This window comes from Rhodococcus sp. IEGM 1366 (assembly GCF_033142425.1).
Classification (GTDB): Bacteria; Actinomycetota; Actinomycetes; order Mycobacteriales; family Mycobacteriaceae; genus Rhodococcus_F; species Rhodococcus_F globerula.
On sequence record NZ_JAWLRZ010000023.1, the window covers coordinates 1 to 13,288 of the forward strand.

General features: G+C 62.8%; 12 protein-coding genes. 6 read left to right on the forward strand and 6 right to left on the reverse strand.

Annotation, left to right across the window (positions count from 1 at the left end; all coding sequences use genetic code 11):
* Positions 1-555 precede the first annotated feature (555 nt).
* On the forward strand, positions 556-1,098 hold the full coding sequence (locus tag R4P64_RS33365) for a hypothetical protein (protein WP_317824464.1): 543 nt from the start codon (positions 556-558) through the stop codon (positions 1,096-1,098).
* 124 nt (positions 1,099-1,222) lie between these two features.
* On the opposite strand, the gene R4P64_RS33370 is transcribed toward R4P64_RS33365, so the two are convergent.
* The 3 genes from R4P64_RS33370 to R4P64_RS33380 all read right to left on the reverse strand — a co-directional run bounded on the left by R4P64_RS33370 (position 1,223) and on the right by R4P64_RS33380 (position 2,484).
* The gene (locus R4P64_RS33370) at positions 1,223-1,438 is read right to left on the reverse strand and encodes an IS3 family transposase (RefSeq protein ID WP_411742757.1); all 216 of its coding nucleotides are present in this window, start codon (positions 1,436-1,438) and stop codon (positions 1,223-1,225) included.
* Positions 1,439-1,783: 345 nt separating this feature from the next.
* Entirely contained in the window at positions 1,784-2,134 is a 351-nt protein-coding gene (locus tag R4P64_RS33375) for a helix-turn-helix domain-containing protein (protein ID WP_317824465.1), read from the reverse strand.
* Positions 2,131-2,484 (reverse strand): type II toxin-antitoxin system RelE/ParE family toxin, encoded by a 354-nt coding sequence (locus tag R4P64_RS33380; protein WP_317824466.1) that lies wholly within the window; start codon positions 2,482-2,484, stop codon positions 2,131-2,133. Before R4P64_RS33380 ends, R4P64_RS33375 begins: the two co-directional genes overlap by 4 nt.
* Before the next feature lie 1,606 nt (positions 2,485-4,090).
* On the opposite strand from R4P64_RS33380, the gene R4P64_RS33385 reads away from it, so the two are divergent.
* The 5 genes from R4P64_RS33385 to R4P64_RS33405 all read left to right on the forward strand — a co-directional run bounded on the left by R4P64_RS33385 (position 4,091) and on the right by R4P64_RS33405 (position 10,016).
* Positions 4,091-5,314, forward strand: coding sequence for a hypothetical protein (locus tag R4P64_RS33385; protein WP_317824467.1), 1,224 nt, complete (start codon positions 4,091-4,093; stop codon positions 5,312-5,314).
* A gap of 208 nt (positions 5,315-5,522) precedes the next feature.
* Positions 5,523-6,233, forward strand: a complete 711-nt coding sequence (locus R4P64_RS33390) for a MerR family transcriptional regulator (protein WP_317824469.1) — start codon at positions 5,523-5,525, stop codon at positions 6,231-6,233.
* A 53-nt stretch (positions 6,234-6,286) separates the two neighbouring features.
* Positions 6,287-7,864 carry an alpha/beta hydrolase gene (locus R4P64_RS33395; protein WP_317824470.1) on the forward strand — a complete coding sequence of 526 codons (1,578 nt, stop codon included), beginning with the start codon at positions 6,287-6,289 and terminating at the stop codon, positions 7,862-7,864.
* 65 nt (positions 7,865-7,929) lie between these two features.
* On the forward strand, positions 7,930-9,294 hold the full coding sequence (locus R4P64_RS33400; RefSeq protein ID WP_317824471.1) for an FAD-binding oxidoreductase: 1,365 nt from the start codon (positions 7,930-7,932) through the stop codon (positions 9,292-9,294).
* A 356-nt stretch (positions 9,295-9,650) separates the two neighbouring features.
* On the forward strand, positions 9,651-10,016 hold the full coding sequence (locus tag R4P64_RS33405; RefSeq protein WP_317824472.1) for a hypothetical protein: 366 nt from the start codon (positions 9,651-9,653) through the stop codon (positions 10,014-10,016).
* A 199-nt stretch (positions 10,017-10,215) separates the two neighbouring features.
* Here R4P64_RS33405 and R4P64_RS33410 read toward each other — a convergent pair whose 3' ends face one another.
* The 3 genes from R4P64_RS33410 to bla form a co-directional block, all read right to left on the reverse strand.
* Positions 10,216-11,082: a phthiocerol/phthiodiolone dimycocerosyl transferase family protein gene (locus tag R4P64_RS33410; RefSeq protein WP_317824473.1), complete on the reverse strand. Its 867-nt coding sequence runs from the start codon at positions 11,080-11,082 to the stop codon at positions 10,216-10,218.
* Between the two features lie 379 nt (positions 11,083-11,461).
* The gene (locus R4P64_RS33415; RefSeq protein ID WP_317824474.1) at positions 11,462-12,088 is read right to left on the reverse strand and encodes a TetR/AcrR family transcriptional regulator; all 627 of its coding nucleotides are present in this window, start codon (positions 12,086-12,088) and stop codon (positions 11,462-11,464) included.
* A 259-nt stretch (positions 12,089-12,347) separates the two neighbouring features.
* Entirely contained in the window at positions 12,348-13,274 is a 927-nt protein-coding gene (gene bla / locus R4P64_RS33420) for a class A beta-lactamase (protein WP_317824475.1), read from the reverse strand.
* Positions 13,275-13,288: the final 14 nt, after the last annotated feature.

A 13,288-nucleotide genomic window follows, 5' to 3' on the forward strand; every position in this document is an offset into this window, starting at 1 on the left:
CTCCCGATGCTCCGCATCGGGACCGGAAGCGGCTCGCTTCGCTCCCCGCCAGGGAGCCGCTGCGCGGCTCGCCGTGGGTCCAGCCAGGCTGCCGTCGATCGAGTCGCTTCGCTCCTCTAAATTCCTTAATCATATTTGTCACCAAAGGATTTGATCGGAACATAAAATCGGTACCCGAGTACCAAACGAAGCTGGGGAAGGGCGGGGTGGCATGAAACCGCACTCTCTCGCGCCTGCCGAGCTCATCGTCGTCATGCTCTCAATCATACAGGGCGCACTCCAAAATTGCAAAACAATTCGAAAACACGAAACACTGAAAAACTAAGCACCACAACAATATTCGAGACTCAACAAAACTTAGATGTGCACAACAACCGAAAACAGCACTGCACCAATTGAACACCCAAAGTTTATGCCACACAACAATATTCAAGAACACCCAAAAACCGGTCCCCAACCCACCCCGCAACAACCGAGCGAACCCCGCGACGCTCCCCCACCACCTGATGGAAACCAGGACGGACACCTGTCGGTGACAGCGAATACTCTCCCCGCATGCCCGACACACAGCAGATAACGCAGGCTTTGGCCGAGATCGTCGAACTCATCGCACCCGGCTCGAAGCCGAGCCAGGCACGATTGGCTCAAGAAATCGCCAGTCGTGAAATCACGGACACATGGGCTCCGTCCAATGCATTGCTCCGTGCCCTGTATCCCGACGGCCCCGACATCCGCGCGGCCGGCGGACTTTACGAGGCCGGCATGGCCTATTGCGATTGCAACGACACCCCTGGCATGATTCGCGAATCCCTGATCGAGCTCCCCGCCTGCCCAGCAGCACTCGACTGGGACTGGCTCAACGAGTTCGACGAGTCCGACGACCGCTGGGACCCCGAAGAGCTCGAAAACTTCCTATGGCCACTCGCCGCACGGTGCCGCGAACTCGGCTCCGCGCTGATCATCCTCGACACCGGCTCGGACGGCTACGGCATCGGATTCGTCTCAGCCGACCACACCGACCGAATCGTGCAGTTGGCGCAGATCGCCAACTGCGACCTCAGCGTCGTACACCCGGGCGTAGAGACCTTCCTGGTCTGACCGAACACAACCACACCGGTCATCGAAGCCGTCCAGCAATTCATCACGACTGGTCCACAGACGACAAAAGACCCCACACCAAATCTGAACTGATCCCCGCAAGTTGGAGTGGCGAAATAGGAGTCTAGGCGGCGAGGGCCTGAGTTCGGTACTGCACCGGGCGCAGGCCCTCGAGCTTTGTAGAGATACGTACGTGGTTGTACCAGCGGATGTACTCGTCCAGCGCCGTAGCCAGCGCATCAATATTGAGATATCGGACGTGGTGAAAGACCTCCCCTTTGAGGTGGCCGAAGAAATTCTCGATCACAGCGTTGTCGAAGCAGTTGCCCTTCCTCGACATCGACTGGTTCGCAACGAAATCGGCGAGCAGACGCCGCCAGGACAGGTTCTGGTATTGAGCAGTTCACACACGGTGAGGGGCCCAATCACAGCACCCAACACAAGGACCGGCCCGGTTGCTGCGGGCCGGTCCACAACCAACTACCGATCCACGCTCACGCGAACCACAACAACGCGATACGCGTCCATATCCTCCAGACACGGAAGTGATCGCATCAGGGTTCTCAGCGTTCCATTCACCCGCACGCTCAACCGACTTCCGCACTCCGCGACGCACGGATGCGGTCGCCCCGATATCGATGCGACCGCCAGCTGTACTCACCCGATCTGGTATCCGAGATCGCTCTCAGGAAGAAACCGTGTAGGAATCGTCCCCGAATCGAGCGACCAATTCGACCGTCCCCCCGAGCGCCTCGATGTAACGGCGCACGGTCGCGACCTCGGTATGGTCGATATCTCCGCGCTCAATACGCGAGACCCGCTTCTGTGAGATATCGAGCTGCTCGGCAAGCTGTTCCTGAGTCAGGTCGTACGCTTTACGGATTTCGGCCAGTCGAGCCCCACGCACCTTCGCGCGGTACTTGTCCTTGAGCTCGGCGATCCGCTCCGGGTTTCCCTCGCGGCGCGCGAACAGGTCCTCGATGTCACGAGCCCCACCTTCGGTGGGTGCTGCCGCCTGCGGCGTTGGGGTTGTCATGTCGGATCCTCCCTGTCGAGGTATGCCCGGTATCGGGCGTCGGCGATTTTCACGTTTACGCGGTACCACTTGTCCCAGTTGCCGGTCTTGTCGCCAGCCACGAGCAGGACCGCACGGGAGCGTGGATCGAAGACGAACAGCACGCGCAGATGTTTGCCGCCCTCCTTGATTCGCAGCTCCTTCATGTTGTGGAACTGTGAGGTATGGATGCGGTCCACCAGGGGCCGACCGAGGGTCGGACCCTCTTCCTGCAAGAGTTCGACAGCAGCCCGGAACGCATCGTAGAGCTGCTCGTCGAGCCCCTCGGCCCATTCCTGGACTTCGTCTACGGCGCGGACCTTCCAACTCACACCCACGAGAGTACACCGTGCACGGTGTACACCGCACACGGTGTATCCGCTGCAATTCGACACACCCAACCACATATCTGTGTAGACACCGAGCGCAGCGCTGTCGATCGCGAACTTTCCTCGCCGGCACTGCTGCGAACATTGTCCAATGAGGTTCACCGCGGATGGCGGACACCGAGATAGCAGGACCAAGGATTCCGCTGGGAAGATATCGCCCGCGTCCTCGGAGTGAGCGAGAACCTGCTCGGACGGTGGACCGCCGACCAACGACGCCGTATCGACGCCGCTGCCACAGTCGAAAGATCGGCCGCTCAGTGCCGCGGCACGTACCGAACTGGCCAGACTGCGCAAGTAGCTCCTGCGAGCAGGAGAAAGACATAGTGTTCGGCGACAAAGCGTCCCCGTACTTCACGGCACATCAACAAAAGTAGAGCTCCACGCGTTGATGGCCATGAAGTACGCGAACTCCGCCGAGCTCCATGACCGCGGCGAGGTGACCACCCGAAAAAACGGTCGCGAAGATCATGCGATCGCTCGGCATCGCCGGGATCAGTCCCCGCACGTTCAAGGTCCGCTCGCACGAAGAATCGCTTCGGGGGGTCACAATTCTCAAGAACGAAGGCATAGGCATCAGAACGATCGCACGGCAACTCGGGTCGGCGAGGGAAACCGTGCGCCGCTTCTACTACGCGAGCAGTGTTGACGAGTTGCTGGGAGCACCGCGGGCGGGCCGGCCCACTATGCTGGACGATTTTTGCCGAGTACCTGCACGAACGGTTCAACGACGGGCGCACCTCCACGGCTGCGCTCTACGAAGAACTTCGAACACGTGGATATCGAGGCAGCCACAGAACGGTCCGCGACTACTTGAGACCTCTGCGCACCCTCTGCGCCGCGCCGGCCAGGAGTCAAATTCCGAAGGTCCGGCGAATCACCTCGTGGATGTTGCGTCACCGAAGATAACCTCACTGCCGACGAGCAGATCGGACTCAAACAGGTCCTCGCCAGCTGCCCACATCTCGAGGCCACCGCAGGACATGTCAATTCGCGGAGATTATCACAGAATACTTTGGTGCACAATTAAACTCGTGAATATCAGCCGCCTCGGCAGATGACCTTCCACACTTGCGCCGCTTCGTTCGAGGGCTCGACAGCGACCACGCTGCGGTTCTGAATGTACTGACTCTGGCGTACAGTTCCGGCGCCGTCGAAGGGCACGTGAACCGGATCAAAATGCTCAACGGCAAATGTACGGACGAGCCGGATTCGACCTCCTCCGCAAACGAATACTCCTCAGCGGCTGACGTATTCACAATTGATCAAGGAAAGTGGGCCAGAACCAGTTTTCAACCGTCGTCAACACTTTTCGACGATTCGGGAGCGACTTCGCCAGCAGCACAAAGACGCTCGCTTGTGCGGTTCAGACGACATCTGCTGGCTCTGATCTCGTTGTCGTGGTCCCGGGTGGTCAAGCGCCGCGTCGAAGACGGGCTTGACCCTGCCCCTAGGGCACGGTCTGGAATGGACGCGATTCGGAATACTTTGGGAAACAGTGCCTCTCGGCGCCACAACTCGGCGGTCGATGCCAGGGAAGGAAAGGACTTCGATGAATACTGTCGTGTCAGGGCGCGAGTTGCGTCCGCTGGGGGCGTTCGAGCGCATCATCGATCTTTACATGTATCGCAACCCTGTTCAGTTCTCACTCGCAGTCGAGTGTGGTCGCGTCGTGTCCGAATCGGAGGTCAAGGTGGCGCTGAGTCGTCTGCAAACGGCGCACCCCCTACTCGCCGCGATGATCGACCGGAGCGGAAGTCGGCCGGTGTTCCGGCATACCGACGGCGCCATCGGTGTGCGCATCGCGCTCGATTCGACGTGGCAGGAGCAGGCAGCTGTCGAGCAGTCCATAGCCATCGCGCCGTCACCGGGACCGCTGGTGCGCGTTGTCCTTCTTCCCGACGCTCCGACGCCCGAGCGTACGACCATCGTGTTGACATTCTCGCACCAGGTCACGGACGGCCGTGGTGCTCTGCGCGCCGCGCACGATCTTCTCGCCGCTGTGGGAGGCCGTGATATCGGCGTCCGTAACCTACCCAGGGCGCAGGAAGATTTGATGCGCCAGCTCGACACGGAACCCGAACCGTCCGAGCAGAACGAGGCTGCGGGCGGCGAACACCCTGCAGCCCGACTGCGGCCGTTCGACGAGAACACGCCGCCCGCGGTGGAACATGCAGATCTCGACGAGGCCACAACGCTACGGATCCGCCGAAGCGCTCGTTCTCGTTCCTGCACGGTGCAATCGATGCTGTGCGCGGGTGCAGCGTTGACGCTATTTGAGCGCTCGGACCGTCAGAGGGTGCGAATCAACGTACCGATCGACCTGCGCCGGGCGGTCGGTCTCGAGGACGATGTCGCCATCCGCTTCACTGCGACCTGCATCGTTCTCTGTCGCCCCTCGCTGCCGGACTTCTGGGAACTCGCGGCGGTAGCCGCCGCGCAGCTCGCTGCCGCGCGCACCTGGGATGTCACCCGAAAATCGGTCCTTGCTCTGGCTTCGCTGGATGTGGGCGATGCCGATGACGCCGAACAGGCGATGCTTGCTGCTACGAACGCCGACATCGAGATCACGAATCTCGGGATCGCGGATTCCGAAACGGACGATGATCTGGAGCAGGCAATCTGGGGTCCGGTGATGAGTACCCAGGTTGATCACGAGCAGATCCTGGGAGTCATCACCCGTGGCGGTCGGCTGCGCATGACGATGACCAGTCACGAGGCAGCGGCCGGCCTACTGTCGGGTATCGTCGCTCAGCTAACCAGCGCCGTCTCCTGACGGCGACAGCGTCGATACCGCGGCCAGCGGGTAGCACTGCCTCTGTTAGAGATGACGCAGATCGTTCCTCTCCTGCTCATCATCGCTTCCTTGACGGGCGTGCCCCCTGCTGCGGCGTTGATGCCTTCGCGCCGCGGTTGACTGTGCCCTTAGGGCACGGTTCAGAATGTTGTCATTTGATGACGGACACCAGAGCACGGGAGACGACATGGGATGGAGCACTCGCGAACTCGCTGATCTCGCGGGGGCCACGGTGAAGGCAGTCCGGCACTACCACGACATCGGTGTCCTCGATCAGCCGGCTAGGGCCTCTAATGGGTACAAGCAGTACGGTGTTGCGCACCTGCTCCGGGTGTTGCAGATCAAGCGTCTGACGGCGCTCGGTTTCTCGCTGGCCCAGATTGCGGCGATGGGCGAGGAGGTGCGTCATCCCGAGCACGCCCTGCGCGCGCTGGACGCCGAACTGGAGGCGACGATCGAACGGATGCAGCGGGCGCGGGTTGAATTGGAGCTGATTCTACGGCATTCTGCCCGACCGGATCTGCCCCCGGACATAGCCTTGGCGAATCGAAACGGTGAATTGACCGATGCCGACCAGTCTTTCGCTACCTACCTGAGCAGCGTGCTCGACCCGCGTGCCCTTGACGCGTACACCGAAATACTTCGCACCCCCGCCACTCCAGCCGGTGCGGACTTCGATGAATTACCAACCGACGCCGACGAATCGACGCGGGCCGACCTCGTTGTCCGCATGATTCCGGAAGTGGCGGCACTGACAGACAAGCACCCCGGCGTGATCGCAGGACTCACCGCCGGCGGCCAACGCACGATGCAGGACGTCATGGATGTGATGTCCGAGCTCTACAACCCTGCCCAGCTCGACGTCTTGCGCCGTGTGGGTCTCGGCCTGCGCGACTGACGACAACCGACGCAGCACGATTCACCCTGTCTCTCGATTGGAGTTCCTCACCCATGGTCAAATCCCGACGAAAGCTCGCGGCTGCCGCGGTGGCGATAGCGTCGACGATGTGCGTGGCTCTTGGCGCGTGCAGTTCCGGCTCGGCGGGCACGGGCGCACGAAGCCCCGAACCGGAACCGTCGACGGAGCTGCAACGGTTCTACGACCAGACCCTGACGTTCGAGGCGTGCGAGGGATATGCGACGAACTCCACTGACCAGGGCACGTTCACCCTCGATCCCCGGTTTCAATGCGCACGTATGGAAGTGCCACTGGACTACCGCGATCCAGAAGGGAAGACGGCGTCGATCGCACTGTTGAAGGCGCCCGCCAGGGGTGAACCGATCGGGTCGCTGGTGCTCAATCCCGGCGGCCCTGGGGGAGCGGGCATGGGCATGGCTGCGCTCGCAGCGGGGTCGCTGAGCCAGAGCCAAGTGACGGAGAAATTTGACCTGGTCGGTTTCGATCCTCGCGGGGTCGCGGCGTCGGCACCCGCGATCGAATGCTTCACGGACGCGGAAATCGATGCGGGACAGGGCACTACGACAGTGTTGACCGGGTCCGGGTCCTGGACCGAAGCGGACACCCGGACGATCGTGGAACAGTGCTCGCAGCGGTCCGGCGGAGACGACGTCCTCTCTGCGGTCGGAACCCGCAACGCTGCCCGCGACATGGACGTCCTTCGCGCAGTGCTCGGTGACGATCGGCTGACCTTCCTAGGACGTAGTTACGGCACCAGGCTGGGCGCGGTGTACGCCGAGATGTTCCCGGCCAATGTCAGGGCGATGGTGTTTGACGGCGGCGTCGACCCGCATCTGGGCACGGCCGAACGCCGAGTGGCGCAATTTCAGCAGTTCCAAGAGGCCTTCGACGACATGGCAGTCGACTGCGCGTCGAGGCCGGATTGTGCGCTCGGAACCGACCCGAGCCGAGCCGTCGAGGTCTTCCACAGCATCGCGCGCCCACTGATCGAGAATCCGATTGTAACGGCTGACGGCCGGCGGATGGATTTCGACGCCGCCTACGGCGCGGTGACGGCGGGTCTGTTCGACTCCATGGTGTGGCCGGTCATCACCAAGGGAATCGGTGAACTGCGCGACGGATCACCGGAGACGCTGCTGCAGATCAGCGACGTGTTCGGCGGACGCGGAGAGGACGGCGTTTACCCCAATTCTTCCGAAGCAAATTTCGCGATCAACTGTATGGATGAGCAGCGCCACACGCCGGAACAGGAAGTCGAACTCAAACGCAGAATCCAGGAGGTGGCACCGTTCACTGATGCCGGAATCGGCGCCGACGGCGCGCGTGATGCTTGCGAATCGTGGCCCGCTGAACCAGATCTGGACTACCCGTACGCCACCGGTATCAGCGGAATACCCGACACACTCACCATCTCGATCACCGGTGATCCGAGCACGCCCTACGACGGCGGCGTGAGCCTTGCCGACACCCTGGGCGGCAGCCTGCTCACCGTAGACGGTGAGCAGCACACCATCGCTGTCGACGGAACCAACGAGTGTGTTGACCGCATTGTCGCCGACTATCTCGTTGACCTCAAGTCGCCTCCGGAGCAGGCAAAGTGCAGTCTGTGACGCCCCTCGTCACACGATTCGGCCGGCGCCGCGACAGCCGCGGCGCAAGGATGATAGGAGAGACAATGCAGGCAGAACATGACTGGGACCAGCTGGCAGCATCGCTGAGCGCATCCATTGATGGGCAGGTCATTGCGCCCGCTGATGAAGCGTTCGAGGGAAGTGCTGCTCTGTGGAGCGCGCGCCGGCCGCGCCGTCCCGCACTCATTGCACGAGTGGCCGGTGCCCCGGATGTGCAGCGCGTTCTGCAGGCGACCCCTCTGGCAGTCCCCGTCGGCATCCGCGGTCGCGGGCACGATTGGGCGGGCAGTGCGCACGCCGAGGGTGGGATCACTATCGACCTGTCGCAGATGCGTGGCGTTCAGATTGACGTCGGCGCCCGGATCGCTCGCGTGGAAGGCGGTGCACGGCTAGATGATTTGATGGACGCTGCCGGCGAGCACGGTTTGGCTGCGGCGGTCGGGACGGTCAATGAGGTTGGCGTGACCGGGCTCACGCTGGGCGGGGGCTACGGGCCCTACCTTGGCACCATAGGTCTTGCGGCCGACAACATCATCTCTGCAGACGTCGTGCTCGCTGACGGGTCGATCACGAGGGCATCGGCGGACGAGAACGCGGACCTGTTGTGGGCGCTTCGGGGCGGGGGCGGAAACTTCGGTGTCGTCACGTCGCTCGAGATTGGCCTCACCGAACTGCCTGAAGTTCTTGCAGGTGTCATCGCCTTCGGTACGACCGAGATCCGAGAAGTCCTCACCGGGTTCGATCAGCTACTTCCCAGCGTTCCGGACGAGCTCGCACTGCGCCCCGCGATTACGAGCGGCCCTGACGACAACCCTGCGTTGCTCATGGCGGTGCAGTGGAGCGGTGATGCCCGGGAGGGGGCGCCGTGGGTGCGGGCTGCGGAGAAACTCGGAACGCCGCTGATGTCCGAAGTACACTCGGTCACGCCCGCTCAGGCGCTGCATGCCCTCGACGGGATGTTTCCCGCGGGACAGCACTATACGGTTCGGACGGTGTCGTTGCCCGGTCTGACCCCTGCGGCAATCGACGCTTTGGAGGACGGCGAGCGGGGCCGTACGTCACCGTTCAGCGCTGTGAATATCCATCACTTCCACGGTGCCGCCACTCGTACCGAATCTGGCGTCTCACCCTGGGCATTTCGGGAGCCGCACCTCATGGTGGAGATGATCGCGACAACCAAGGATGCCGATGGTCACGACGAGCAGGTTGCCTGGGCGGACGAGCTGCTGAGTCAACTGGAGCCGCTTGGTCTGCCTGCAGCGTACCCGAACCTGTTGCAGCACAGTGATGGCGAGCGTGCCGCGGCAACCTTTGGTGATAACCTCTCCCGGCTGCACTCGGTGAAACACGACGTGGACCCGACCGGGCGGTTCTCCGGTATCCCAATCGGCCTCGCCTCCAGCCGATAGGACAATGGTCGGTCGGGCTTCACCCCCGATGAGAGCGGTGACGTCGAGTTTTGGCAGGTGCTTGCCGGATCTGCGACGGTGCGATGCATTGCGGACCCGTTGTGGTTGGCACGTCAGCCTGCATAGGAATGGATGACCGGCTGGAGTCCCTCAGTGCGCTGGACCCCAGCGGTTCGTCCTCACCGTTAGGTCTCCGTGGGTCTGCAGATATGTTGCCCAGCCGGGCAACGGTCTTTTGGGCTGTACTTCGTCAGACGGTCAGCGACCGTTGCGTAGCACGACCAGATCTGAATCGAAGAGGGGCGCGGCCCGCCTTCTCTGCCGCCATCCGAGACGGCCATCCCGACACGCCATTGATGGCCCTCTCGCCGATCTTCTGTCCGATCCACGAAGACGCCCCAGGTCCCGGCGCATTCGACACGGATGCGCTGCGCAACGGGCACCTTCAGTTCGTCGCAACAGGCAACCCGGCAGATCGAGCGGCCGGAAAGCTCACCCTCCGCGCCATCCGTGCCGAGCTGAAAGACATCGTCACCAAACGTGCCGCGGAAGACCAGCACCTGCACTACCTCGACGGGTCCGAGCTCTATGGCGAAGCCGACTACGCGGAACTGCCACTGCCGGACCGACTCCACCCAGACGCCGCCACCCACCGGCTCATCGGGGAGCGCTTCGCCAAAAAGTCCTTCACCAACAATGGAGCCTTTGCGCCTACCGCGTAGGAACCGACGCCCCAGAACGGCAGTGCGCGACATCAAAGATCCCGCAGATGACACCTTGTCAGGGCCGAAACGTCCAGTGCCGCAATGGTGCAGCCCGGGGCTCACCCTCGGCACTGCAACACGTTGCGTTCTGGATATCTCAGCCGACAAGACCGGCGGCAAACGTCCCAGACGTCGACTCCGCCTGTGGGACTGACGGTTACGCGAGGAGGTCAGCGATGGTGGCGGCGAGCGCTTCGCTGTCGCGGTGAGTTGTCAGCACAAGTCGTAGTCGTCCACCGTGCGTGATGGCGCCAAGGATGCGTTCATCGCGGACTTGCGTCGTCATGATCGGACCCCAGATCGCGACCGCGGATGGTGTACCGGCATTCGAGATACCCAGGTTGGTGATCTCCAAGTCTGCGTCAGTGGCGGTGAGCATCGCAGCTTCCGCCTCTACGGCGCCGACGGGGTCGACGGGGTCGAGCGAAGCGAGCATCAATGCGGTCTCGCGCGCTGCGGCGCGTGCAACTCGAAGCTGGGCTGTTGCATCTTGGGCGAGGGTCCAGAGCGAGTCATCCGCTGGTGACTGCAGGACGACCGTCGTCGAGGTGAAGCGGTTCACGACGCCATCCTCCAGAGACAGCGCCGAGCGAAGGTCGATCGGCGCGTTGATGCGAATGCTCTCGGCGCCGGTGAGCTTGGACAAGGCCTGGGCAGCTGCGGCACAGAGCGCTCCCTGGACCGTGGCGGCGTGGGCGCGGGCATTCACGCGAAGACGTTCGGTCGTCGCATAGTCGAGCTGGGCGACCTCGACGTTCGGCGGCGACGCGTCGAAGGGGCGCAACGTGGCCGCACCGCGTGGTGATGAAGCGACTGCGGTGGGGCTGCCTTCCGGCTCCACTGTCGAGGGCATGCGCTCGAGCGAGGTTTCCTGGGCGACCGGCAGCGGGCGAGCCGGCGGTAGCCGACCGCCGATCAGCGTCAACAGATCGTGTGCTGCCCGAAGCGCACCTCGGCCGTCGGTGATCTGGTGGGAGAACGTGAGCAGAACAACGGCCCCGAGAGCCCCGGGGGCATCGGCCATAAGCGTTGCTTGGGCTAGTGGACTGCTGGAGGAGTCGACGGGTCGTATCTGTTCCGCCGCCGCCGCGACCCAGTCGCTCCCGTGAACTACGTGAAAGGGAATGGGACTGTCCGAGCGGCAGAACCCTTCCGCGATCCCCGGATCGCTCGATGCCTACCGAGAGCAGCGGGTGCGTCCCCTGTAGTAGTGCGAGTGCGCGGGCTAGTTGCCCGGGAGAAATGGGCTAAGCGAGCTCGATGGCGAGTGAGAACTGAACCGCGTTGCGACTGATGTAGAGGTCGATGATGTGCTCGAACGATCCAAGGGAGCGCAGTGGCGAGTGCGGGTGTGAAGTGTGGATCTCGTCCTCCGTGTCATCGTGAATGCTGATTCGGACAAGTCAGGAGCCCGACTGCCCCGTCGCCGGCGTGTCGCCGACGACGGCGGCAACGGCCAGTTGGAGGGTCTCGGTCTCGGATGCAAATCGCATAGCGTTGGCCGGGAGCGCGCGTTCTGCGGCGAGCCCGTTGAGGACGGTGGTCAGGAATCGCGCACGTCGCTCCGCCTTACCTGCGGGGATTGCGCCTTCGTCTATGAGGACGGTCAACCAACGCTCGATTCGGCGGAGCCCCAACCGCTCGAGCGCGAGGTACACGGCGGACTCCTCTTCGCTTGGGCCGGAAGCGATATACGACTCGTACATCGCGCGCCACTGCTCACGCGCGCGATCGCCGGCCCCAAATTCCGAGAGCAGCAGCCGCAAACATGCGACGAGGCGGTCCGCGGGTGTTCGCTCGGTGTCATAGATCGGGTCGTCGGGGATCTCGATGTCGTAGAGCCCTGCGACAACGGTCTCGACGAGCTCTCGCTGCGTCGGAAAGAAGTGACGAAGCGACCCCGTGCTCACGCCGGCTCGTGCTGCGACGGCGCGGACGCTCAGCCGAGCCGTGGGGTCTTCGCCGAGCATTGTCGCCGCCGCGATCAGAATTCGGTCGCGTGTATCTCGCTGTGTTGAACGGCCATTCATGGTTTCGTGCCTCCCGAAGCTGTTTTATCACAGTGTGCTAGTTGAGTGAAGTCGATCTGCACAGTGCCGTGACAGAACATTCGGTCGACAGGAAGCGGGCGAGTGGCGTGGCCTCGGAGACCTCCGTGGATGACAGTCCACCGCACCCTCATGGGGAGAATGCTTCCCCCAGAAGACCGCAACCAACATCGGCGCAGGATAGATGGCGACGCTGGGACGCCTTGAATGATCGCTCGCTGCAGAAACGTGAATCACAGACCTAGCGGAGCTGGCCTACAGCCGCTGCCGCCGCCCCGGCGATCAGACTGTCGTCGTAGTCAGCTTCCCGCTCATCACGTGAGGACAGCACCGAGATGACGATAGGCCGTCCGTCGGTGGGCCACGCCACGGCCAAGTCTCCGCGCGATCCGTACATTCCTCCACCGGACTTGTCCCCGACCGTCCAATCCTCAGGCAGTTGAGCGCGCACCAAGGTGTCTCCAGTCTGCGAGGCCTTCATCCAGTCGGTCAGCGCGGTCTTCTCCTCGTCATCGAGCGCATCACCGAAGACGTACTCGCGCAAGTTGTTCGCGGACGCCCGTGGGGTGGTGGTGTCACGGAGGTCCCCGGGGAGCGCTTCGTTGAGGTCCGGCTCGATACGCGAGACCATAGTCCCGGTGTCGCCGAGTTCATCGAGCTGTTCATCGAAGGCGTGCGGTCCGCCTAGTTCAGCGAAGATGAAGTTCGCAGCTGCATTGTCACTCTGGGTCAGTGCGGCCTCACAGATTTCGTCGAGGGTCATCGTCTGCCCCACTCTGGTCTCGGTCACGGGGGAATGCTTGATGATGTCCGGGGCGCCGACCTCCACGGTCTTGGCAAGACCCGCTGTGCCCACGTTGTCGAGGAGCGCGGCGGCGGCTAGCGCCTTGATCGTCGAAGCGTAGGCGAACCTTTCGTCGCTCCTCCATTCGATCTCGCGCCCCGTACCGGTGTCGACTGCATACACCCCCAGGCGCGCATCGAACCGCTCCTCTAGCGCAGCGAACGCCGAATCGGCGACGCCGGCTTCCGGAGCCGATGTCGCGTCGATGGCGTCCGAGGTGCTCGGCTCGGTCCGCCCACAGGCAGGGAGCAGGCATAGACCGATCACAGCAGCAGTAATCAGGATCTTGTCGTACGCACCTCGTCCATTCGACTCAGCGTCCATGAGCACCCTTTCGT